Source organism: Sporomusa intestinalis (genome assembly GCF_055383785.1).
Window position 1 is genome coordinate 1,388,957 of the sequence record NZ_AP042390.1, and the last position, 22,795, is coordinate 1,411,751.

Here is a 22,795-nt window from a genome sequence, read left to right on the forward strand (position 1 = left end):
TGGGAAATGTCAAGGAAAATTATGTAATTTTTTGTATAGTTATGGATTGGCTCAGACGGCGGCTTGCACTCTAGCCGGATAGCAACCGGGGGTTTTTTAGCTGCCGCTATATTTTTATAAATTCTTAACAAAAAGATAAATTTCATTGCCGGCTGATAGTGTAAGATTGTAATGCAGGTTCCGTTTACAAGGAAGACCGCAATGAGGCCACTTTTGTATCACCAGGATCAATGGAAAAGAGGAGGCACGATGATGAACCCTTTGCAAAGTATAAAAGCTATTTTTATTATTGGTATGCTGGTAATCATTGCTCTTGTTATGAGTATTCAGGCCGGGATCAGTTTATATTCTTTTAAAAGCACCATGGAAACCAAGGTTTATGAAAACCTTAATCAGCAGGCGGGACAGATTGAACATAAGCTTAGCGGCCGCTTTGATCAGATTGGGAAATACAGCGAGCTGATGGCTTATAATATTGGCGCAATGCCTCATTATGATGCGGACATGCTGCTGGGTGTTATAGAAAAGTATATAGTCTCCGACCCGCTGATCCTGGGGGCGGGTTTTTGGTTTGAACCCGATGCGTTTCAACCTGGCCGTAAATATTATGGACCCTATAAATACAAGGATGATAAAGGCCAGGTTGTTCTCACCTGGGAATACAGTAACGCTGCATATGACTATTTTCAATACGACTGGTATAAGGCTGGTCTGGCGGCGAAAGCAAAGGTTGTCTGGAGCGCCCCGTATGAGGATGCTGTTTCTAAAATGCCCATGATTACTTCCAGCAGCCCGATCCTCAAAGGGGATAAGGTAGTTGGTGTTACCACCACTGATATTGGCCTTAATGAGTTTTCCAATTATATAAGGGATATAAGAATCGGCCAGGCCGGCTATGCGTTTATTGTCGGCAAAGATGGCACCTTCCTGGCGCACAGGCAGACGGAAAAGAACCTGCAAGAAAAAATCACCGACGACCAGGACCCTAAAGTAAGCCGGCTTGGCACGGAAATTATCAATAACAACAGTCAGACGGTGACTGTGCGCAGAGACCGTCTTTTTGGCGCCGACAATTTTGTCGCTTATGTGCCTGTTGGCAATACGGGTTTGCAGCTGGTTGCTGTCTACCCGGCCGCGGAAGCCTATCAGGAGCTGAATAAAGTGATTGTTCTCAATATTGCCGTCTTTGTGGCCGCTGTCGTTATCTTGGTCCTGGTCCTGGCCTGGTTATTTAATAGGAAAATCAGCCGGCCAATCCAGGTTTTGATGGCGGGGGCCGAAAAAATTGCCACAGGCGACCTGTCTGTGCGCTTTGCGGTGTGTTCCGCCGATGAGCTGGGGCGCCTGGCGGGCAGCTTAAATGGCATGGCAGACAACCTGCGGGCCATTATTGCCAAGGTAACGCAATCAGCAGAACACATTGCAGCTGCAGGCGAACAGCTCACTGCCAGCGCCGAGCAGTCCGCACAGGCTGCCAGTCAGGTCGCAGGCTCTATTACCGGCATAGCGCTGGGGGCAGGGCAGCAGATGAATTCTGTCAATGAAACAGCCGGTGTGGTGGCTGAACTGGCAACAAGCCTGCAGCAGGTTGCCGCCAACAGTTCCCAGGTAGCGGGACAAGCTGCGCAGGCTGCCGCAACGGCGCAGGCCGGCGGCAAAACAGTCGATCAAGCGGTTAGTCAAATGACGATGGTCGAAAACACGGTTAATAATTCGGCGCAGGTCGTCGCCAGACTTGGCGAACGGTCCAAAGAAATTGGCCAGATTGTGGAGACGATAGCCGGTATAGCCGGCCAAACCAATCTTCTGGCCCTTAATGCTGCCATTGAAGCTGCCAGAGCCGGTGAGCAGGGGCGGGGTTTTGCCGTTGTCGCCGATGAAGTCCGCAAACTTGCCGAACAATCCCAGGAGGCCGCCAAGCAGATCGCCGTGTTGATCAGCGGCATACAAAAGGATACCGATGAGGCTGTAATTGCTATGAGTGAGGGCACACGGGAGGTTAAGCTCGGCGCAGCGGTTGTGCATACGGCTGGTCGGGCATTTAGTGATATTGCCGATCTGATCATGCAGGTATCCGGCCAGGTACAGGAGATGTCGGGGAAAATTCAGCTTATGGAACAGGGCAGCCAAAAGATTGTAACGGCAGTCCAAGACATTGATACGCTGAGCAAAAATGCCGCCGGCGAAGCGCAGACCGTATCCGCCGCCACGGAAGAACAGGCAGCGGCGCTGGCGGAGATGGCTTCAGCCAGCCAAAGTCTTTCGCACCTGGCCCAGGAGCTGCAAAATCTGATTCAAAAGTTTCGCGTCAGTCAGCAGCCACATACCGAGCACGATTAGTAATCCCCCCAGCCAGTGGTTCCAGTTTACTTGCTCATTGAGCAGTACTGCTGATAAAATAAGTGCCGTCAAAGGCATTAGGCCGGAGAAGGCCGCTGCCACGGCCACGTCGCAGCGTTTGATCCCCTGATACCAGCAAATGAAGGCCAGCGCGGTAACAAAGAGACCATACCAGGCTAACGCTGCCCAGCCGCTTGGCGGCAGGGACAAAAGCGCAGCGGCCTGGCTCTCGGCTATTGCCAAACCAAAGCAAAGCAAAAAGGCCGCACCTACTACCAGGGTGGTCCAGACAGCGGGATGGCCAAGCCGTGTTTGGCCGGCGGCATTTTTGCTGCTGCTGCGGGATAACAGGTTAAACAGGGATTCGCTCAGGGCGGCGCAGAGCACCAGTAAATTACCTGTCAGGTGGTTGCCGGCCAAGACAACACCGGCAGACCATACCCCCTGGAGTGTTAAAATGCCGGCTACCGTGCAGCCAATGCCCAGGCAGCGCGCCGGACTTAAGGATTCCTGCAGAAAAAAACGACCCAGCAAGGCCGTAAAGGCCGGGGCAGCGCCAGTGAGCAACCCCGCCTCGCCCGCACTGGTATGGCGCAGTCCCACCAGTAAAAACAGCCGGAATAAAAAAATACCCAGTAATGCCTGCAGCAAAAGTCTTTGCCAGTCATTCCGGGTCATTTGCCCCAGACTGGCGACAACACCGTGCCCGTAGAAGGGCAGCAAGCCCAGCAGGGCAAAAAACAGGCTGACGGCGGTAATGGTAAAAGGCCCTAATATCTCGCACACCAGACGGCCGGCGATGATGGAAGTGCCGGCCAGGCTAAAGGCCGCGGCCAAAAACAGGGCGCCGGCAACTGACTGCATGCTAATTTCTCCTCTCTGGCTGATTATTTTTTCGGTATGATATAATAGTAACAAATTGACTGGTATTAGCCAGAGCCAGTAGAAGGCAAAATTCAGGGTGCCAGTCAGGAGGGCTTATGTGGGGAATTGTGTTGCAGCGTCACAGTGAGGTGGCGTTGGCCCGGCAGCTTTATCAAATACTGCGTGAAAAGATGACCGCAGGGCAGCTTAGCCCGGGGGAGGCCCTGCCCTCCACCCGGGAACTGGCCAACCAGCTGGCTTTATCCCGCAACACAGTCTGCGAGGCCTACGATATGCTGGCGGCAGAAGGGTACATCATCAGCCGGCAGGGGGCTAAAACCAGGGTTGCTGCCGGGCTGCAGCTGGAGAAGCCGGCGCCGGCGGACACAGAAAATACCCCGCCGGCGTCACCGGCGCTTGTTGCTGATTTCCAGACAGGCCGCCCGGATATCCGGCAGTTTCCCCGGCATCTCTGGCTGCAATTGCTGCTTAAGGCGACAAACGAACTTCCCCCTCGTCTGTGGGGTTATTCAGGCCCTGCCGGTTTGGCGGCCCTGCGCCGGGAGATTGCTGCCTGGCTGTACAGAAGCCGGGGGCTTGTTGTCGGCCCGCAGGATATTTTCATTACCGCCGGCGCCACCCAGGGGCTGAAGCTGCTGGCCGAGCTGCTGGCCGGCGCCGGGCAGGAGATAATTCTGGAGGACCCCTGCCATAGCGGCCTGCTGCAGGTATTGCGAACCCAGGGTCTTTCCATTTATCCGGCACCGGTAGACAGGCAGGGGCTGCAAACCGGTACTCTGAACAGAAAAGGCGCGTGCGCAGTCTATGTGACCCCGTCCCACCAGTTTCCCCTGGGCGGGATCCTGCCGGCCAGCCGCCGCGCCGAGCTTGTCCGTTATGCCCGGGAGAACGGGCTGTATTTGCTCGAAGACGATTATGACAGCGAGTTCCGCTATGGGGGACCACCGGTGGCCCCGCTTTATTCCCTGGACCCGCAGCAGGTAATTTACATCGGTACGTTCAGTAAAATCCTGTTTCCGGCCTTGCGTATCGGGTATGTGATCCTGCCGCGCCGGCTGCAGGAACGGTGGCGGCAGCTGCGCATCTGTGCCGATGTCCAGAACCCGCCTTTTGCACAGGCCGCCCTGGCTGAATTCCTGCAGACCCGCAAGCTGGACCGGCATATCCAAAATATGCGCAGGCTGTACGGACACCGGCGCAACATCCTGCTGCAGACTTTGACGGCCGTATTTGGTTCCGGCTGGTCGGTCTGGGGAGATACTGCCGGCCTGCATCTGGCAGTGGAATTTCCCGGTATGTGTTTTGATGATAGGTTTGTCCGGGACTGCCAAAGTAAGGGGCTGCGGCTGGCGCCGGTTGAAACTCACTGCATCCGTAAGGGGGCGCATCAGGACAAACTGCTGCTGGGATATGGACACCTGGAACCAGCGGAAATTAAACAAGGCCTGGCCCTATTGCGGACTGTTTTCCCGCCTTGATAAAAAGGGGAAAAGATAAAGAAAAAAACACTGCCGGCGCATCAGTTCGCACTGACGCCGGCAGTGTTGTATTTAGGTTGGGGTTACCCGGTTGCTGGTCCTGACCGGTTCCGGTTAGAACGTATAGTTGAGACCGAAGCCGACACCATCAGCGGTGTCTGTATCGTCTTCCTTGTAGGATTTATAACCAAGGTGCAGCGCAGTCTGGTCAGTCAACTGGTAGTTCAGGCCGGTTTGCCACTCGGTGGCAATGCTGCTGGTGGTTACCGATGCATAGCCGTCAAGCCGCGGGCCTAAATTGGTGCTGGCGCCGATGCCGTAAAATACCTTGGAACCTTCGTCGTAGTCACGGTTGCCAAGCATCAGCCGGAAATTCGGGTCAAGCTTGTAATGAGCGTAAACGTCGGTTGTCTTGGTGGAAAAGTCGGAGTAAGAATAGGAGTTTCTTTCCACGCCGAGAATGAATTTATCGGATATGCCATGTTCCAGATAAAAGCTGTCGTCATTAAGGTCTTCCCCGTATACGGACAGGTTATAGTGGTTATAGCCAATGGTTGAATCCCCTTGCTGCAGATCAGTCAGCGGCGCGGCGAAGCCAACGCTGGCCGTAAGCATGGTGCCGGTGAGAATAGTCAGGATTTTTTTATTCATAATATATATTCCTCCTCGAATCAAGCGTATTATATGAGGTTCTATCCAAAGATTACCGCAAATCTGTGACAAAAGTATGACAACAGGCAGGTCATAGCGGCTGATTGCGAAGTTGTTTTAAGAACCTGCGTCATTTCTCCGATATATATAATATAACAAGTTAAGCACAGCGCCAAGGGAGGTGAATGAAAGTGCACAGTATATCCTTAGATGAAATACAACCGGGGATGCTCCTGGCAAAACCCCTTATTCTGGCAGATGGCACCGTTTTACTCCATGAGGGCACCGAGGTAAAGGAACGTTATATCAATTATCTGCGTGCCAAAGGCTTTACCTCCCTGTTTATCGGCGAAGCAACAAGCCATGCTACCCTTGAAGACGTGGCTGACTGCTATGATTCCACGCATAAGCAGGCGGCGATGGCGGCAGCCCATGAAATAGTGAATCAGTTTCGCGTCGGCAAAGGCATTCAGCTTGACCGGGTAAAGATGATTGTCAGTGATTTAATTGACCAGCTGGGGCAAAAACCGGAAAACATGATTCATCTTCTCGATCTGCGCCGTAAAGAGGAGTATATGTTTTCTCATGCCGTCAACACGTGCATTTTGTCGGTTATGACCGGCCTGGCCATGGGATATGAGGCCAAGCAGCTAAGTGACCTGGGCCTGGCGGCCATGCTGCATGATATCGGCAAAATTAAGTTTTCCCCGCAGTTAGCCCTGCAATTTCCCCATTATTTAACCAAACAGGACAAGGAAGAATACCGGCGGCATTCTTTCTATTCGTTGGAGATCCTGCGCGAGAACACTACCTTGTCAACGGCGGTGATTAATGCCTGCTTCCAGCATCACGAGCGCTGGAATGGCAGCGGCTATCCGATGGGGCTCAAGGGGGATGCCATTTCCGAATATGCCCAGATTATCAGCATTGCCGATGTCTATGACCGGTTGCTTGTGGGGATGCCGCACCGTCTGCCGACACCGATCTATTATGCTGTTGCCATTTTGAATAAAGCCGCCGGGCAGTATTTCAACCCGGCGATTGTCGAGCGCTTCAACCAGAATGTGGCTGTTTATCCCATGGGAAAAACGGTAAAGCTCAGCAACCGGCAAAGCGGTCTTATTCTGGGGGTCGGCCTCAAGAGTAAAACAATTCCTGTCATTCGCCTCACCGGCGGCCAGGACGGTGATGACACCACTGACATCAACCGTATTGTCGAGCTGGATCTGGCCAAGAATCCCGACCTTTTTATCCTGGATATTGAAGAGTTATATTCCAGCTATGCCCAGGCCTATGCTGACCGGGCGCTTGTGTATCATACAAAAACAGAGCAGGTGTAATTGCTTTGGGCGCAAATAAACAAGGCTGCCGCTGGCAGCCTTGTTTATTGACGATTTTTATTGGACGTTATACAGGCCTTTACTGCTCAGGTAATTGAAGATCCCTTCGCCATGCTGCTGTTCTTCTTTCTGGATATGGTTCAAAGCCTGGCGCACATTGGCGTTGGTAAATTCAAAAATAGCCGTGTCATAGGCGCCCGAAACATATTTCTCCGTCATCAGCATATCTTTACACAGCATGGCGTCCGCGTTATTGGCACCGGCTGCGCCGGACTGGGCCGTCAGCGTGGCTGCCTGACCTGACTGAGCTTGAGACTGGGCCGAAGACTGAGCGGATTGCTGCCCTTGCTGCTGTCCCTGTTGCTGTCCCTGTTGCTGTCCTTGCTGCTGGCCTTGTTGCTGGCCTTGTTGCTGGCCTTGTTGCTGACCCTGATTCATATTGGGAACCTGCCCGCTCATAATGGAGGTTATGGTGTTCAGGTGCTGCTGCTCCTGCTCCGCATAAGACTGGAATAACTGTTTAAGCTGAGGGTCGCTGGCCTGGGCGGCATATTTCTGATACTTTTCAATACATACTTTTTCATGGGTTTCCTGGTCTTTCAGCAATGTGGTTTCTTTCTGGGTAAGTTGTAATGCCATATGGTTAGCCTCCCTTATTTTTTTATCCTGTAGAAAGCATAGCTTTCCCCCTGGATAAGGGCAACAGCGGCCTGGGCCTTCGCTAAGGTCCGGCGCAAGCCGTGTTTTCTGTATAGCTTTCCCGCCGTCTGTGGCTGTCATTCGGGCACCGGTCATATTTTTTGCCCGGCCGGAATGATTTTATAGTTACCAAATAGATACCAGGAAACAAAAAAGTGCGTACTTGTCAAAAAACCTATTATTGTCTATCATTACATCAGATTATAAAAATTGGGAAACGTAGTAATAAAGGAGGGGAAGTATGAAAAAATCAATTGGTGCCAAGACTTTTGCCATGCCTACGCCGGTATGGGTGGTAGGAACCTACGGGGCGGGCGGCGAGCCGAACATTATGACCGCTGCCTGGGGCGGCATTTGCTGCTCAACGCCGCCGTGCGTGGCCGTGTCATTGCAAAAGGTCCGGGCTTCCTACGACAATATTATGCAACGCCAGGCCTTTACAGTCAGCATACCGTCGCAAAAGTTTATTAGTGAAGCTGATTTTGCCGGTATGGTCAGCGGCAAAGCCGCGGATAAATTTGCGGCTGCCGGTTTGACCGCAGTTAAGAGTGAACTGGTGGATGCCCCGTATGTGCAGGAGTTTCCCCTGATTTTGGAATGCAAATTATTGCATACTATTGAAATCGGGCTCCATACCCAGTTTATCGGCGAAATCGTTGATGTAAAAGCAGAGGAAGCCGTGTTGGGCGACAATGGTTTGCCGGTTCTGGGGAAAGTAGACCCCTTTTCCTACAGCCCGCCCGAAAGGTTGTATTACGGAGTGGGCCAGAGCGTAGGGCCGGCCTATTCCCTGGGGGCAAAATTTAAAAAGTAAAGGTAAATGAGCGGAGGCTGTCTATGATTGTTTTAGTAGCAACAATGAAGGCAAAACCAGGCAAGGAAACCGAGCTTGAGAGTACGCTTACAGCAGTAATACCTCAGGTAGAACAGGAACCGGGCACCCTGCAATATGTGCTGCACCGTTCGCAGCAGGAGGCCGGGAAGTTTCTTTTTTACGAGAAGTATGTGGATAAAGCAGCCCTCGACTTCCATGGATCCACCCCTTATCTAAAAGAGCTGTTTAAAGCCATCGCCGGCCTGCTGGCGGAAAAACCGGTTATCGAGATCTATGAAGAGGTTGCAGGGATCAATAAATAAACCGCAATGGCAAGACCTTTATTTCAGCCTGGGTCAGGCTGAAATAAAGGTCTTTTTCCTGCTTCAATCATACTGCTGCTGCTGTCCCTGAGCCCCTGACTGTAGGCAAGCTCCGCAAAAAATCTTTAGGAAATCTTTAAGCTTATTTATGCCTGGCGTAGTATAATTTAATTTAGTAACAACAACCAGGCAAGGAGGATATGCATAGATCCTATTTTAGGACAAATTCAGCTATTTTCATTTAAGTGGAATATGGTAGGGTGGATGCCTTGTGAGGGACAACTGCTGCCTATAATGCAAAACCAAGCCCTATTTGCCATTCTAGGCACTACCTATGGCGGTGATGGACGTACTACGTTTGCAATACCCAATCTCAAGGGGGCTGAGCCGCATCCTGCAATGCGGTATTATATAGCGACTCAAGGTATATTCCCACAAAGAGATTAAGGAATAAGCCGCCTGCCGGATAATTGTGGCAGGCGGCTTATTTATCGTTTTAACGGAAAAGGCAACTGCTTTTTAGGCTAGCTTGCAGCTAAGACCGTAGGATGGGGCTGTTTGCATTCCTTAACCAATTATTTAATTTTGTCCTGCACAATTTATTGATTAAGCGTAATTACATGTCGAAATATTAATTTTATGGTATAATTTTAGCAGATATCAGAATATGGATGTGATTCATTCTGAAATGGCTAATTGGTTGTATCCTAGCAGGAATACTGGCTTTAGCGGGCGGCGCGGTTGTATTGACTTCGGAAGTAGGGGACAACTCTGCGAATAGTTTTCTGTTTACCCTGTTGATGTTTCTGGTTAGCATATGGTTTTATATGAAGTACGAGAATTCCAAATGATAATGTAGTCAGTAAGGGACGGTCCTTTTTGTCCCAGTTTAGTAAGATCTAAATCACCTTGCCGGCCGCAGGCTTGACTTGCAAGGCGGTAGATTTTGCGCTGTGCTGCCGCGGGAGGCGATTATAGGATCGTTCCTGTGGCTTTACTCTTATACTGCGGTGAGATCAACAAAAGTGACAAAAGGGAGTGATATTAAAATTAGAGTGAAAAGCATTTGAATATTTTATAAAAGTGGGTATTATTAATAAAGAGACTGACATGCGCTAAACTGCCAGCCGCGCAGGCTGTCTAACCAGAACGGTTAGCCGCAGGAAAAACTATTTAGAAATAGCCGTAACCTTGGCCAGGACGGCTTTTTCTGTTTTATGATCAATACGACTAGGGTTGCAAATGCAATAGCAAAAGACAACGACTCATATGTAGTCATAAGCATCACCCCTATCAACGGGAGTGCCAACCGTCCTGAACAACCCAAGTTTATTATAGCAGTAAATTTCCAGCATCAACAATATATGGAACATTTGAGGACGACAGGCTGTGCGAAAACAGCCTGTCGTCCTCAAATGTTCCATGCCGGTATTTCGCCACGCGGCTTCCTTTACAAGCTAGGCAGGAATACACTCAGGGACAGCGAATACGAATATAGAATATTTTTATAATTTCCCGTTGCTTAATCTATAACAAAGTGAGACAGGTGGTTTATGGAAGCTAAAATAGTTGCCGGCATTGATGCCGGTTCTTCGGCAATCAAGCTGACGTTGTATGATGGCAAGACCATGGCCAATAGCCTTTGTCCGGCCGGCTGGACACCGCAGGAGCAGGCCGCCGGTCTGCTGGCGGCGGCATTGGCCGGCAAAAGCCCGGCTCAGGCGGCCTATATTGTGGGGACCGGTTACGGCCGGCTCAGCCTGCCGTTTGTAAATAAGGCCATGACGGAAATAACCTGCCATGCCAGAGGGGCAGGTTATTTATTGCCGGCAGCGAGGACGGTTATCGATATTGGCGGTCAGGATGCCAAGGCCATCAGGATCGATGAGGCCGGCAAGGTTGAGGATTTTGTCATGAATGATAAGTGCGCGGCCGGCACCGGCCGGTTTCTGCAGGTTATGGCGCAGGCCCTGGGGCTTACGATTGCCGATATCGGCGCTATCGAGGCCGACCCGCAAGGCCCGGTATGCAAGATAAACTCAATGTGCACTGTATTCGCCGAATCTGAGGTGATTGGCCTTGTCAACCGGGGCGTTCCCCGGGAAGCAATTATTGCCGCTTTGTATACCTCAATTGCCAACAGGGTGGCAGTTATGGCGGCCGCCATTCAGCCGCTGCCGCCGGTGGCATTTACCGGCGGTGTGTCACAGAACCAGGCCCTCCGGCGTCAGCTTGCGCTGCGGCTGGGGCTGCCTGTTATTACTACCGGGCAGGCAATATTCGCCGGCTCAATCGGGGCGGCGCTGTATGCCTGGGAGGCTGCCGGGCGGCTTTAAACTAGTGTTACATTTTAGTTTCAGGGCGAGACAAAATTGCAAAGGGCAAGGCAGCGCCGCCGACGCATACTGGAAAGGGTCTGCTGGGAGGGGCTGACGCCGCCATTGGCCATTTTGGCCGTCATCAAACTAAAAAGATAATGTAGTCAAGACACTTGGATAAATGGAGGAACAGATTATGGCAGATGCGTTTACGATGCTTAAGGATGTTAAAGCAGCAGGCAAAAAGGTTATCGGTTTTTACTGTGTTTACGCACCGCAGGAGCTTGTGCTGGCCGGCGGTGCCCTGGGGTTTTCCCTGTGCGCGACCAAAGAGGAGGGGATACCCGACGGGGAAAAGGCATTGCCCCGTAATTTCTGTCCGTTGATTAAATCTTCCTATGGTCTGGCGGTGACGGACAAGTGCCCTTATTTTCTGTATGCCGATCTTATTATTGGCGAAACAACCTGTGACGGCAAGAAAAAAATGTTTGAGCTTATGAAAGGCTTTAAACCGGTACATGTCATGAAAATGCCGCAGAGTTATCTGGCAGAAAGCGATAAGGCTTATTGGCTGCATGAGGTGGAGGTATTAAAGGCACAGCTGGAGGCTGAGCTTGCTGCCGAGATTACTGATGAAAAACTTAAGGACGCCATTCAGGTACTGAATGAAGAGCGCCGGCTGATGCAGCAACTGGCCGGATATATGAAGCATGATCCGGTACCCATGACCGGTCAGGACTTCCTGCAGCTGCTCTGGGGCCGGAATTTTGTGATTGACCGGGCCGAGTTTGCCGAGCAAATCAGGGCTGTTATCAGTGATATCGAAGAAAGTATTGCCAAAGGGGAAGCGGCCAGGCCTAAGGGTGCAAAACGGATCTTGGTTACCGGTGTACCGACCGGTGTCGGCGCCGACAAGGTGATTAAGATTATTGAAGACTGCGGCGCCGCTGTCGTCTATATTGAAAACTGTTCGGGGATGAAGCAGTATGTTACGCTTGTGGATGAAACCAAGCCGCCGCTGGCCGCTATAGCGGAAAAATATCTGGCGATTCCCTGTTCCTGCATGAGCCCGAATCCTACCCGGCTGGAGCAGCTTGTTCAACTGGTCGCGGAATATCGCGTTGACGGTGTTGTCGATATCACCTGGCAGGGCTGCCATACCTATAATGTCGAGAGCCGGGTGGTAAAAGAGTGTTTAAAACAGAACGGCAATACCCCGTTTTTGCAGATCGAGACCGATTATTCCCAGGGGGATGTTGAGCAAATCAAAACCAGGGTACAGGCTTTTTTGGAGATGATGGGGTAACTTATTATTCTGGTGTTTTTTGTCTCTACATTAATATTAGTGCCTGTTTTAATATCTAAGTGGTAAATGAATTTTATTATGGGGAATTATTTCGCACAGCTTGACGTCCCCTCTGGCCCCTTAGCTTTTTTTATACATCGCTTAGCAGGTGCTTATACGCAAAAAAGGACAAACGTTTGACACGGTTGTCCTCTTTTGCTTTCTAGCCATTTTTGTGTAAAGGGTTTTGTCCTGACGCTACTTTGCCTTGAACGACTGTGTTCCCTTTTTTACCACGACTCCGTCAACTGCGGTATAGATTACATCGTCTTTAACCCAGCTTTCGATGGTATGGCCACCTACTACCTGTTTGGTGTACCCGGTAGGATTATGGTCAATCACGGCATATTGCGGGCCGTTTTTTTTGCTGCCTTCTCTCACTTTGACCATTTCGAGGTCTTTATTAATTTTGTACGCCTTACTAGTAACTCCGTCAATGGCAGTGTAGGCTACACCGTCTTTTAGCCAACTCTCCGTGACGCGCCCGGCAACTACTTTCTTGGTATAACCCGTAGGATTGCGGTCAATCACTGCGTACAGAGGACCGTTCTTACTACTGCCATCCCTTAGCTTGACGGTTTCTATATCCTTATTGATGCGATGCTCCTTAGTGGTAACTCCGTCAATAGCGGTATATGCCACCCCGTCCTTGATCCAGCCCTCAATGATGTGTCCGCCTACTTCCTGCTTGTTATAGCCGGTAGGATTATGGTCGATCACAACATAATAGGGACCGTTTTTCGTACTGCTTTGCCGAGTCTTAACCGTTTCGACATCGGATTTAATTTTATTGGTTTCCGGGAAAAACTCGTTGGCTGAAGCTATACCCGTTGCCATCAGGCTTACCAGTAATGATGCGGTTATAAACGTCTTTACCATGTTCATTCCCCCTCCTTGATTTTTATCCATATTATACCTAGGTAATATGAATATCCCGTGAAGGAATTATGAATAACCTGTGCTATTTTTCCAGCATTACACCACAGGTTGTTACCAATAAAGATCAACAAAAGTTGCCAAAAAAGGAACGTCAGACTGTGCGAAAACGGGTAACTTATCACAAACAGAACGCCATGAAAACCAAAAAATGATATAATAAAAGTAAGAAAAAATGGTTTGAGGTGTGCATGATGACGCGCTATGTCTCCCGTGGTACAGACCGGTATCAACTTAGCCTATTGCCGATGAGCTTGGATGAAATGGTTAGCGAAGACAACCCGGTACGAGTGATTGACATGCTGGTGGAAAGCTTAAACGTAAAGGCCTTAGGATTTAAATACGCAACAACCAAGGAAACGGGCCGCAAACCCTACAACCCGAGCGACCTGCTGAAACTTTACCTATATGGCTATTTCAACGGCATTCGAACCTCCCGCAAGCTGGAAAGAGAATGCACAAGAAATATTGAGCTGATGTGGCTACTGAAAGAAATAAAGCCGGACTATCGTACCATTGCTGACTTTAGAAAAGACCATATCGCACAGCTAAAAGATATCTTCCAACAGTTTTCTTTATTATGCAGTGAGCTCGGTTTACTGGGAAAAGAAATCGTAGCCATTGATGGCAGCAAGTTTAGGGCTAACAATGCCCGTAAAAAAAACATAACTAAGAACAAAGTGGCTAAAATGTTAGCCTACTTTGAACAAGCAGCCGAACGCTACCTGGAACTATTATCACACAGCGACGAGAGCGAAGGCGATACAGCTGTCGTAGTCAGCAAAGAAGAACTGCAGACCAAACTGGCCAGAGCAACCAAGCGTATAGAAGAACTAAGGCAGCTCAAACACCAAATCGAAGAAACCGGCGAAGTCTCTTTGACCGATAAAGAGGCACGGCTCATGAGCGCCAACAACATGGGAATGGAAGTAGCCTATAACATGCAGACGGCCGTAGATGATAAACACCACCTGATCGTAGCGGTTGATATCACCAATAACCCGGCAGACCAAAGCCAACTTTATGAAATGGCATCCCAAGCAAAACAACAGCTGGGAGTCGATACCCTGACCGTGCTTGCCGACAAAGGCTATTACAACGGAGAAGACCTGGAAAAGTGTGAACAAGATCAGATCACAGCCCTAATACCGAAACAAAACCCCCCTTCCGTCACCGGTAATCCGGCCTATACCCTAGATCAATTCAAATATGACCCAGACAAAGACAGTTACCTGTGCCCGCAAGGTCAAATACTGAACCAGGTAAGCAAAGAAGATGCCAAGAAAAAACTCTATCGGAGTAAAGCCTGCAAAACGTGTCCCGAAAAAGATAATTGCACCAAAAACAAGCGGGGCCGGCAAATTATCCATGGAGACTACCAGGAAGTCATGGCACGTACCGATGAGCGGATGGCCAAACAGCCCGAGCTGTATAAACAACGCCAAATGATCGTCGAGCACCCCTTTGGCACAATCAAGCGGAGCTTTGGCTATACATACTTTTTGCTGCGCGGCATCGAAAACGTGAGAGGGGAAGCGGTTATGCACTGCTTGGTGTATAACCTTAAACGCGTGCTCTCCATTTTGGGAACCGAAGAAATGATAGCGGCAATCCGAAGAAAGGCTACTGGCTTTTCTTTTGATTTTGCCGCTATTCTTCTTAACATTCGCTTTTGGGGGCACTTAGCATACTGAAGTGTTCCTCTTTTCGCACAGTCTGACGTCCCCGTGTCTTGACATCCCCTTTGTCCGCTTTTTTCCCTTTGTCGAAATAAACAAAAAAATATGACAAAAGAAAAATCTTATGTTACGATATTGTTGAATAAGAAAATCAAATAGTTTTGGTGCAGGTGCCCTTGAAGGGCCTAACAGAAAAGCCGGTTGAAAGCCGGCGCGGTCCCGCCACTGTAATGGGGAGCAAAGCCATGATTTGCCACTAGGAACAAAGGTTCCTGGGAAGGTTTGGTGGAGCGATGAGCCAGAGCCAGGAGAACTGCCTGCGCTATGAGTGCCTTAATCCTACGAGTGATAGGGAGGGGTGTTGTTGGTGTTTGCTTGTGAAGATAACGCCATTCTTTCCTGACTGCCTGGAAAGAATGGCGTTTTTTGCTGCGGCAGAGTACATGCTTTCTAAACCGGGTGTTTGGGAGCGATATTTACAGGCAGAGAGGATGGTATCCATGAAACTAAAAGCAAAAACCCTATTGGCACGGCAAATTCTTGTGGCAATCGTAACCGCCGGGACAATTTTGGGCGGACAAGCCGCGGTCTTTGCGGCTGCAGGCGATGCGCCGGATTTTACGTTGGAAAACATGATTGTAACCGCCCAAGGTTATGAAAAGCGTGATGTTGATGTAGCGGCCTCTACAGAAATCCTAACAGAACAGGACCTGCAAAATACCGGCGCCAGCAATTTGTATGACGCGCTGAAGTTCTCCACCGGCATTGAGCTGCAGCAGTATGGCACGGCCGGATCATCCATGGGCAACATGACCAGCAAGGTTGTTATGCGGGGAAACTCCGGCGGCACCCTGGTCCTGGTAAACGGCATCCCGCTAAATATTCGCGGTACCTATGACTTGAACGATATACCGGTGGAAAATATCGAGCGGGTCGAGATTGTCAGAGGCGGCGGTTCTGTTTTGTACGGCAGTGAGGCAACCGGCGGTGTTATCAATATTATTACTAAGAAGACGCGCGCCAATTACTTTAAAACCGGCTGGGGCAATTACGGTCAGCAGGAGTATACTCTTGGCCTGCAAGCGGGCAGGCTTGGCATTGGCTATCAATATTCCGACTGGGGTACCCGCGATCATGTTGCCAGCGACGGCAGGAAATGGCGAGGACCGGATAACAATAATGTAAGCCTGAACTATATGGTTAACGATAATTGGGATCTGTCATTCAACCATGTTGAATCAAATTATCATTACATCACAAGTACAAAAGACACCGAGCAGGATGTAAAACGGAATAATGTGCAGTTAGCTTATCATGATGATCATTTCCAGTCCACGTTTTATTACCTAGACCGGGTACGGGAGAAGGATGAGTTGACTTTTAAATCAGGCGAACATGCCACCGACGAAGAGAAGAACCGAAACTTCGGACTTGAAGCGCAAAAGGATTGGGATATAGGCAATGCCAAATGGCTGCTGGGCGGTTCCTATAAGCGGGAAGAATATACTCCGGATTCCAGCCCGAAGCAGACCAGGAACAATTTTTCCGCTTATACGCAGTACGAAAAACCGGTCAGCGCATTGAACACATTAATTTTGAGCGCGCGCGAATCCTGGACGACGGGCGCGCCTAATGATTATAACGAAACAAACTTTAGCGGCCAGGCGCAGTTTATCCATAAATTAGCTGAGGCGGAAAATGTGTACGCCAGTGTGGGACAATCCTATAAAATGCCGGATTTGCACCAAATATGGAAAACAGAGGCCGGCGCGGCTTTGCAGGCCCAAACCGGCACGCATTATGAACTGGGCTGGAAAAAGGATGTCGGTGCTCATAAGTGGCGGGCTGCGTTGTTCCATTATGAGATTGATGATAATATTACCGCTACCTATAATTCCACGCGGGAAGAATTCACCTATAAAAATGAGAACTTGAAAAATACCGGCATTGAGCTGGAATGCGTTATTACAAGCGACAGCCCGTTTGGTTACCGCTACGCCGTTAGCTATGGCAATCCGAAAACAAAAACTATAGACAATGGCGTTTCCGCCGGGTGGCAGCGCGATTACTCACGGTGGCAGCTTAACAGCGGCGTAACCTACCAGCAAGAGAGATGGAATGCCGCATTAAATGCAGCCTACATGGCGAAGCGGGTATTGAGCGGCAAAGACACCAAGCCGTATTTAGCTGTCAATTTAAATGTTAATTATGCCACGACAGAGAACAGCAGTGTATTTCTGACAGTTAACAATCTGCTTGACAGGGATGATATTTCCTATCGCTCCTCCTCTACCGCCTATTATTTTACTCCCTGTAATTACATGCTGGGATATAAGATGACCTTCTGATTTGTCGGGAGAAGGACTTTCCTGGTGCCCAACCCGCTTAGCAATGCTCTTTAAGCGGGTTGGGCGACTTTTAGCCAGAGCCCCCTTTGTCCGGCGGGTAACTCACATGCGCTGCCGGCAGCTACCGGCAACAGGGCAGCCCGCGCAGGCAGGCTGCTTTTTGCAGTGCCGCTTGGCATGCTGCACAATCAGGCCGTGAAATTCCCCGTACAGGTATACGTCCCGGGGCAGGTTCGCTTCCAGTTGCCGCCGCAAGCCGTCATAAGTGGGCGGGAGGTCATAACCAAACCGGTGCAACAGGCGTTTGGTATAGGTGTCTATCACAAAAAAGGGTTTGTTCAGGGCGTATAACAAGATGGCATCAGCTGTTTCCCGGCCGATGCCGTTTACGGCCAGCAGTTCAGCCCGGAGCGCATCGCCGTCGCCGGCGGCCGCTTTTTCAATAGTATACCCGTACTTTTCATACCATTGGGTCAGGGCTTTAAGTTTCAGCGCCTTTTGATTATAATAGCCGCTGGAACGGATGAGCTGGGCCAGTTCCCCGGTCCCGACCCCGGCAATAAAGGCTGGCGATAACCGGTCGCCTATATTGGCCAGCGCCTTTTCCACATTGGTCCAGGTGGTGTTCTGGGTCAGAATGGCGCCGACCATCATTTCAAAAGGGGTTTTGGCAGGCCACCAGTTTTGACGGCCATAGGCAGTCAGCAGGGTATTGTATAACTCCAATAATCTATGCATCGTATTGCTCCTTCTGATTATAGCCGGGCGGCGTATATTGGCAGAGATAAGTCATGTGTCTATTATAATTGGTTTTATGGTTAAATGCTTCCTTATATTGCAGAAAAAAGCAGAGGATATACTTGACAAATGTTCTCAGCTTCGCTATCATTTTATACATCACAACCCATTAATTTCATATTAACTCTTATCCAGAGAGGTCGAGGGACTGGCCCGATGACACCCGGCAACCGGCGTATTACGCAGAGGTGCTAATTCCAGCAGGAATCAGATATTCCTGGGAGATGAGAGGGATTAGGTATATGTCAATATGCCCCCTCTGAGAGGGGGTTTTTAATTTTTATATATAATTTATACAGGATTAAAAAAGGGGGCTAAGTTCATGGTTGTTACCTTTTTTCCCGGTTTTAAATGGCGGTCGCAGCTCAAGCTGGCCCGGATTGCCAGCCCGGAAAATCCGTTTACCCTGGTACAGGGCGGTTGTTTAACGGAGATTACGGTGGCGTATGAAACCTATGGCACACTGTCTGCGGCCGGCGACAATGTCGTCCTGGTGGCGCACGCGCTGACCGGCGACAGTCATCCGGCCGCCCACGGGCCGTATGATGAGCGAGGCTGGTGGGAACCGTTAATCGGTCCCGGGCGGACGCTGGACACCGACCGGTTTTACATTATTTGCGCGAATGTGCTTGGCGGCTGTCAGGGGACGACAGGTCCCGCCTCGCCTGACCCGGCTACTGGCAAACCCTATGGCATGCGTTTTCCGGAGATAACCATTAAAGATATGGTAAAGGTCCAGAAGCGGCTGCTGGAGGTGCTGGGGATTCAGCACCTGGCCCTGGTGATCGGCGGTTCGATGGGCGGGATGCAGGTTCTGGAATGGGCGGTAAGCTATCCGGGCTTTATTGATGCCGTTGCTGTCATTGCCGCCCCAGGCTATGCCTCGCCCCAGGCCATTGCCTATAACCGGGTGGGACGGCAGGCAGTCATGCTTGATCCCGCCTGGAACAACGGGGAGTATTATGGCGGGCCCGGTCCGGAGAAAGGCCTGGCGGCGGCCCGGGCCCTGGGCATGATTACCTATCAGAGCGAGCTGTCTATGGCGTATAAGTTTGGCCGGCGCACACGGAGCGGGCAGTTTGAGGTTGAAAACTATTTAGATTACCAGGGAGCGAATATCGTTAGACGCTTTGATGCCAATTCCTATCTTTATCTGCTGCGGGCGCTGGATCTTTTCGACATCAGCGACGGTTACGCCACGCAGGAGGAGGCTTTGGCCCGTATCGATGCCCGGGTGCTTATTGTCGGGGTCAGTTCCGATATCCTGTATCCGCCGCATCAGCAGGAAGAATTGGCGGAAACCTTGCGCCGGGTGGGCGTCCGGACCGAGTTGGCGGTGCTTGACAGCCCCCACGGCCATGACGGATTTCTGATCGATTTTCAATTGCTCAGGCCAATACTTACCCGGTTTATAGATGCCGCCCTGCCGGCGCCTGTTGCTGTGCCGATCAGGCAATGGTTCCGGTTCCGGGCGTCCAGCCTGGCCTATCTCGGCGCCCGCCTGCTGCCGGCGGAGGTATAAACGCAGCTTTTTCCCCTTGTATAACCGCAGGTAATTATAACTATGCATAATAGATATTTTACTTAATTGGCCGCTGCCTTTACAATCAATGTAAAGGTACCAGTCATTCAGGTAAAGGGGAGAAAGTACATGCAAGGGTTACTGACATGGATATTCGGCTATAAGCTGCCGTCAAATGATAATGCAACAGCACAACAAGGCGCGCTTGTTGATAAACGGGAAAAAATCGTACCCATTCCCGTTACGCGGGATATAACGCAGACCAAGGAATTTTGGGACCGGGCCGTACCTTCATAACCGGGGAATAAGCAAAATACGCTTGACAGTTATTGGTAAGGCCAGCCATAGTATAAGGTATATAGTTCTTTTTTGAACTATATACCTTATTTTTGGTAGAGGAGTATTGGCGTGGACATTCTGCATCTAACCTATTTTATTGAAGTGGCAAAACAGGGCAGCTTTACCAGAGCAGCCCATACCCTGCATGTTTCTCAGCCGTCAATCAGCAAGATGGTGCGCAATCTGGAAAATGAACTCGGGGTTGTTCTGATCGACAGGGCAGGCCGGAAGCTTAAACTGACTGATGCCGGACAGGCGCTGTATGAACACGGGATTAAGATCGTGGCTTCGCTCGACAATGCCGCGGCCGATCTGGACGCGCTGATAGGCTGCCGCAAAGGGCAGATCCGGATCGGGATTCCGCCAATGGTGGAGACCAGCTTCTTTGCTATTGCTATTGGCGAATTTAAGAAAAAATACCCTGACATTATCATTGATTTAATCGAGGTTGGTTCCAAAGCGGTTGAAACGATGGTGGCAGAAGGTCAGCTGGAGATCGGGGTCGTAGTGTTACCTGTTAAAAATAAAGCCAATTTTTCGCTGTTTGCTTTTGTGAAAGATCCAATCCAGCTCATTGTGCATCCGGAGCACCGGCTGGCGGCCCGGGATATAGCCCATATTACCGACTTAGCCGATGAACTGGTGGTTATGTACCGCAAGGACTTTGCTTTGCATGACCATATTACGGAGAAGTGCCGGGAGTATGGTTTTACGCCCCGGGTTTTATGTGAAAGCTCGCAGTGGGATTTTATGGTAGAAATTGTGGCCGCCAAGCTGGGTGTGGCCCTGCTGCCCAAAAGGGTATGTGACAAGCTGGCCGGTAATGCAGTTAAGGCCCTGCCCCTGGCGGAGGAGATCAGACCCTGGCATTTGGCGGTAATCTGGAAAAAAGATACTTATTTGTCCTATGCCGCCCGCGAATGGCTGCGGTACACCGCCTGTTTGTTTGGCGTGGATGTAAGGCTGGAATAATAAGTAGCATACTGACAATTGACTGAATTTTCAAACCGGTTAAGGCGTCAGGGAATAAAAAAAAAGCCTTAGACACCTGGTCTTTCGGCTCATGACGTGGCATATTTACTGCCTATGTGTAGTTTACACTTCGCCGTGCTAAAGGTAAAATACATAAAACGAATAGCTCTCATTCTTCAAAGTTATAGGAATTAATTGTATTTTGCCTAGTACCTCATCTTTCTTAAAAGCGAGGGAATAGTTTGCGTAGATTTTCTCGCACTGCAAGGCGGAGGACGCTAACTGATTCAGTAAGATCTGCTTTAATAAGGCCGGTAGGTAATAGGTCTCTTATTACTTGCGCGGGCCGCGCATATCGGGAATATGTAAGGCGACGACAACGAAGCAGTGCGGGAAAAGATACGCAAACTATCATTGGTTTTGAGGGAGATGAAGTACTATTAGCGGGTTTACAGGAGAATGTCTTATATACCGCGAATAGTAACATACTGAAAAAAAGAGACGTGAAGGGTTGGAGACAAGTTGCGATTTGAGGATATTTGCACCGTATTTTGGCGGGACTGGGTCGTTTTAAACAGGCGTCTGGTAAAGTTTGTTTTATCGCGGATGATTAGTCCGGTCCTGTATCTGGTGGCGTTTGGCTGGGGGATCGGGCGCAGTCTGCCGGTAAATGGCGGCAGTTATCTCGATTTTATCCTGCCGGGCATTATGGCGCTGAATGCCATGAATATTAGTTTTAGTGCGGTAGGTTCGCCGCTGAATATGAGCCGGCTGTATCACAAAACCCTGGAGGAGTACCTGATAGCTCCTGTCGGCCCCGGTTCTTTTGTGGCCGGCAAGGTACTGGCCGGAGCCCTCCGGGGTCTGATCTCCTGTATAATTATTTTTGTGCTGGCCTTTTTATTTGGCGCTCAATTTACTGTAACTGCAGGTTTTCTGCTGACACTGGCGCTTACCTGCCTGCTGTTTGCCGCCATGGGGCTGGTGGCGGCCATGCTAATCAATTCTCATGAGGATATGGCCAGTTTCAATACGTATGTACTGTTGCCCATGTCTTTTCTCTGTGCAACCTTTTTTTCGCCGGACAGGCTGCCGCTGGCGGTACGCTGGTTTATTGACCTGCTGCCGCTAACCCACGCTACTTATGCCTTACGGGCCATTGCCAGTGGGGTGGAGACACCCTGGGGATCTGTCGGCGTATTGGTGTTGTATACGGTACTGCTGCTGGCTGCGGGGGTCTGGACCATGGTCCGGGTAAGGGACTAAATCAGGGACAGGTAGGAATGGTAAAACAGGCAGGGTGTGATATGCACCCTGCCTGTTTGCTATAAGGTCATGACTACTTTTCCCAGTACATGGCTGACCGGGACTGGGCCGATATAGCGGCTGTCACTGGAGTTGTTGCGATTATCGCCTAATACATACACCTGGTTTGGCGGGATCGTAACCTTTTTCGGAGCGGCGGCCCGCATGGCTTCCTTAATATAAGGCTCGTCAAGCTCGGTGCCGTTGCGGTATACTTTTCCGTCCGTGATTTCAATGGTATCGCCCGGCTTGCCGACAACCCGCTTAATCCAGATATGATTGTCGACCTCGGCCAGTTTGGCAACACTGAGGTACGTGGAGACCGGGTCGGCAAGGTCGTCTTTTACGCTGCGCTCCCGGAATACGCGGCTGTCAATAATAACAATGTCGCCATAGTCAGGCGCATTGGCAAAGGTGTGGGACCACTTCGACACAAATACATAATCATTGTTATGCAGGTTGGGCTCCATGGAACTTCCTATCACCCGGGTGGGCTGAAAGACAAAGGCGTTAATCACAATGGCCAGGGCTAAGGCCACAGCCAGGCTGTAGGCCCAGTCGGCAATCTCTTTTATGAGTTTCATTATTGAATTCCCCCTACTATTTAAAATTTTAACAGATACTGTTACCGGGGGCAAGGCTTATTGCGAATAAGGACCATGGAATTATTGGCAGGCCTGTATATAAAAATGCCTTTTTGGTA

At 50.2% G+C, this 22,795-nt stretch carries 20 protein-coding genes and 2 riboswitches; of the genes, 14 read left to right on the forward strand and 6 right to left on the reverse strand.

Going from position 1 to position 22,795, the window contains the following annotated elements:
- The first annotated feature begins 249 nt into the window (after nt 1-249).
- Nucleotides 250-2,340: a methyl-accepting chemotaxis protein gene (locus ACZ481_RS06315; protein ID WP_464769316.1), complete on the forward strand. Its 2,091-nt coding sequence runs from the start codon at nt 250-252 to the stop codon at nt 2,338-2,340.
- Here ACZ481_RS06315 and ACZ481_RS06320 read toward each other — a convergent pair.
- The gene (locus tag ACZ481_RS06320; RefSeq protein ID WP_464769317.1) at nt 2,245-3,204 is read right to left on the reverse strand and encodes a DMT family transporter; all 960 of its coding nucleotides are present in this window, start codon (nt 3,202-3,204) and stop codon (nt 2,245-2,247) included. The two genes, ACZ481_RS06315 and ACZ481_RS06320, sit on opposite strands and share 96 nt — an antisense overlap.
- Nucleotides 3,205-3,320: 116 nt before the next feature.
- Between ACZ481_RS06320 and pdxR the strand changes: the two genes are divergently transcribed.
- Nucleotides 3,321-4,703, forward strand: a complete 1,383-nt coding sequence (gene pdxR, locus ACZ481_RS06325) for a MocR-like pyridoxine biosynthesis transcription factor PdxR (protein ID WP_464769318.1) — start codon at nt 3,321-3,323, stop codon at nt 4,701-4,703.
- Nucleotides 4,704-4,817: 114 nt separating this feature from the next.
- Here the strand turns inward: pdxR and ACZ481_RS06330 are convergent, their stop codons facing one another.
- Nucleotides 4,818-5,354 (reverse strand): hypothetical protein, encoded by a 537-nt coding sequence (locus tag ACZ481_RS06330; RefSeq protein ID WP_464769319.1) that lies wholly within the window; start codon nt 5,352-5,354, stop codon nt 4,818-4,820.
- Nucleotides 5,355-5,545: 191 nt separating this feature from the next.
- On the opposite strand from ACZ481_RS06330, the gene ACZ481_RS06335 reads away from it, so the two are divergent.
- Entirely contained in the window at nt 5,546-6,694 is a 1,149-nt protein-coding gene (locus ACZ481_RS06335; RefSeq protein WP_464769320.1) for an HD-GYP domain-containing protein, read from the forward strand.
- A gap of 57 nt (nt 6,695-6,751) precedes the next feature.
- Here ACZ481_RS06335 and ACZ481_RS06340 read toward each other — a convergent pair whose 3' ends face one another.
- Entirely contained in the window at nt 6,752-7,333 is a 582-nt protein-coding gene (locus ACZ481_RS06340) for a spore coat protein (protein WP_464769321.1), read from the reverse strand.
- Between the two features lie 301 nt (nt 7,334-7,634).
- Between ACZ481_RS06340 and ACZ481_RS06345 the strand changes: the two genes are divergently transcribed.
- From ACZ481_RS06345 to ACZ481_RS06365, 5 genes are all read left to right on the forward strand, one after another.
- A complete protein-coding gene (locus tag ACZ481_RS06345) occupies nt 7,635-8,207 on the forward strand; it encodes a flavin reductase family protein (protein WP_464769322.1) in 573 nt (190 codons plus the stop codon).
- Nucleotides 8,208-8,230: 23 nt separating this feature from the next.
- Nucleotides 8,231-8,530, forward strand: coding sequence for a putative quinol monooxygenase (locus tag ACZ481_RS06350; protein WP_464769323.1), 300 nt, complete (start codon nt 8,231-8,233; stop codon nt 8,528-8,530).
- 225 nt (nt 8,531-8,755) lie between these two features.
- Nucleotides 8,756-8,977, forward strand: a complete 222-nt coding sequence (locus ACZ481_RS06355) for a phage tail protein (RefSeq protein ID WP_464770586.1) — start codon at nt 8,756-8,758, stop codon at nt 8,975-8,977.
- Nucleotides 8,978-10,083: 1,106 nt separating this feature from the next.
- A complete protein-coding gene (locus ACZ481_RS06360) occupies nt 10,084-10,866 on the forward strand; it encodes an acyl-CoA dehydratase activase (RefSeq protein ID WP_464769324.1) in 783 nt (260 codons plus the stop codon).
- A gap of 178 nt (nt 10,867-11,044) precedes the next feature.
- Entirely contained in the window at nt 11,045-12,154 is a 1,110-nt protein-coding gene (locus tag ACZ481_RS06365) for a double-cubane-cluster-containing anaerobic reductase (RefSeq protein ID WP_464769325.1), read from the forward strand.
- Between the two features lie 237 nt (nt 12,155-12,391).
- On the opposite strand, the gene ACZ481_RS06370 is transcribed toward ACZ481_RS06365, so the two are convergent.
- The gene (locus tag ACZ481_RS06370) at nt 12,392-13,072 is read right to left on the reverse strand and encodes a hypothetical protein (protein WP_464769326.1); all 681 of its coding nucleotides are present in this window, start codon (nt 13,070-13,072) and stop codon (nt 12,392-12,394) included.
- A 251-nt stretch (nt 13,073-13,323) separates the two neighbouring features.
- Here ACZ481_RS06370 and ACZ481_RS06375 point away from each other — a divergent pair, with 251 nt between their 5' ends.
- Complete coding sequence (locus ACZ481_RS06375; RefSeq protein WP_464770587.1) at nt 13,324-14,823, forward strand: IS1182 family transposase; 1,500 nt, start codon at nt 13,324-13,326, stop codon at nt 14,821-14,823.
- A gap of 136 nt (nt 14,824-14,959) precedes the next feature.
- Nucleotides 14,960-15,143, forward strand: a riboswitch (cobalamin riboswitch).
- 165 nt (nt 15,144-15,308) lie between these two features.
- Nucleotides 15,309-17,156 (forward strand): TonB-dependent receptor plug domain-containing protein, encoded by a 1,848-nt coding sequence (locus ACZ481_RS06380; RefSeq protein WP_464769327.1) that lies wholly within the window; start codon nt 15,309-15,311, stop codon nt 17,154-17,156.
- Nucleotides 17,157-17,258: 102 nt separating this feature from the next.
- Here ACZ481_RS06380 and ACZ481_RS06385 read toward each other — a convergent pair whose 3' ends face one another.
- A complete protein-coding gene (locus tag ACZ481_RS06385) occupies nt 17,259-17,894 on the reverse strand; it encodes a hypothetical protein (RefSeq protein ID WP_464769328.1) in 636 nt (211 codons plus the stop codon).
- 184 nt (nt 17,895-18,078) lie between these two features.
- A riboswitch (SAM riboswitch) is annotated at nt 18,079-18,185 on the forward strand.
- A gap of 91 nt (nt 18,186-18,276) precedes the next feature.
- Between ACZ481_RS06385 and metX the strand changes: the two genes are divergently transcribed.
- The 4 genes from metX (at nt 18,277) to ACZ481_RS06405 (ending at nt 22,053) form a co-directional block, all read left to right on the forward strand.
- The gene (gene metX, locus ACZ481_RS06390; RefSeq protein WP_464769329.1) at nt 18,277-19,476 is read left to right on the forward strand and encodes a homoserine O-acetyltransferase MetX; all 1,200 of its coding nucleotides are present in this window, start codon (nt 18,277-18,279) and stop codon (nt 19,474-19,476) included.
- A 129-nt stretch (nt 19,477-19,605) separates the two neighbouring features.
- Complete coding sequence (locus ACZ481_RS06395; RefSeq protein WP_464769330.1) at nt 19,606-19,773, forward strand: hypothetical protein; 168 nt, start codon at nt 19,606-19,608, stop codon at nt 19,771-19,773.
- 111 nt (nt 19,774-19,884) lie between these two features.
- Entirely contained in the window at nt 19,885-20,787 is a 903-nt protein-coding gene (locus ACZ481_RS06400; RefSeq protein WP_464769331.1) for a LysR substrate-binding domain-containing protein, read from the forward strand.
- 522 nt (nt 20,788-21,309) lie between these two features.
- The gene (locus ACZ481_RS06405) at nt 21,310-22,053 is read left to right on the forward strand and encodes an ABC transporter permease (RefSeq protein WP_464769332.1); all 744 of its coding nucleotides are present in this window, start codon (nt 21,310-21,312) and stop codon (nt 22,051-22,053) included.
- Between the two features lie 59 nt (nt 22,054-22,112).
- On the opposite strand, the gene lepB is transcribed toward ACZ481_RS06405, so the two are convergent.
- Nucleotides 22,113-22,676, reverse strand: a complete 564-nt coding sequence (gene lepB / locus ACZ481_RS06410; RefSeq protein WP_464769333.1) for a signal peptidase I — start codon at nt 22,674-22,676, stop codon at nt 22,113-22,115.
- Nucleotides 22,677-22,795: the final 119 nt, after the last annotated feature.

Coding starts and splice junctions, on each gene's coding strand:
- ACZ481_RS06315 (WP_464769316.1), top strand. CDS start 250: ATGATGAACCCTTTGCAAAGTATAAAAGCTATTTTTATTATTGGTATG.
- ACZ481_RS06320 (WP_464769317.1), bottom strand. CDS start 3,204: ATGCAGTCAGTTGCCGGCGCCCTGTTTTTGGCCGCGGCCTTTAGCCTG.
- pdxR (WP_464769318.1), top strand. CDS start 3,321: ATGTGGGGAATTGTGTTGCAGCGTCACAGTGAGGTGGCGTTGGCCCGG.
- ACZ481_RS06330 (WP_464769319.1), bottom strand. CDS start 5,354: ATGAATAAAAAAATCCTGACTATTCTCACCGGCACCATGCTTACGGCC.
- ACZ481_RS06340 (WP_464769321.1), bottom strand. CDS start 7,333: ATGGCATTACAACTTACCCAGAAAGAAACCACATTGCTGAAAGACCAG.
- ACZ481_RS06345 (WP_464769322.1), top strand. CDS start 7,635: ATGAAAAAATCAATTGGTGCCAAGACTTTTGCCATGCCTACGCCGGTA.
- ACZ481_RS06350 (WP_464769323.1), top strand. CDS start 8,231: ATGATTGTTTTAGTAGCAACAATGAAGGCAAAACCAGGCAAGGAAACC.
- ACZ481_RS06360 (WP_464769324.1), top strand. CDS start 10,084: ATGGAAGCTAAAATAGTTGCCGGCATTGATGCCGGTTCTTCGGCAATC.
- ACZ481_RS06365 (WP_464769325.1), top strand. CDS start 11,045: ATGGCAGATGCGTTTACGATGCTTAAGGATGTTAAAGCAGCAGGCAAA.
- ACZ481_RS06370 (WP_464769326.1), bottom strand. CDS start 13,072: ATGGTAAAGACGTTTATAACCGCATCATTACTGGTAAGCCTGATGGCA.
- ACZ481_RS06375 (WP_464770587.1), top strand. CDS start 13,324: ATGACGCGCTATGTCTCCCGTGGTACAGACCGGTATCAACTTAGCCTA.
- ACZ481_RS06380 (WP_464769327.1), top strand. CDS start 15,309: ATGAAACTAAAAGCAAAAACCCTATTGGCACGGCAAATTCTTGTGGCA.
- ACZ481_RS06385 (WP_464769328.1), bottom strand. CDS start 17,894: ATGCATAGATTATTGGAGTTATACAATACCCTGCTGACTGCCTATGGC.
- metX (WP_464769329.1), top strand. CDS start 18,277: ATGGTTGTTACCTTTTTTCCCGGTTTTAAATGGCGGTCGCAGCTCAAG.
- ACZ481_RS06395 (WP_464769330.1), top strand. CDS start 19,606: ATGCAAGGGTTACTGACATGGATATTCGGCTATAAGCTGCCGTCAAAT.
- lepB (WP_464769333.1), bottom strand. CDS start 22,676: ATGAAACTCATAAAAGAGATTGCCGACTGGGCCTACAGCCTGGCTGTG.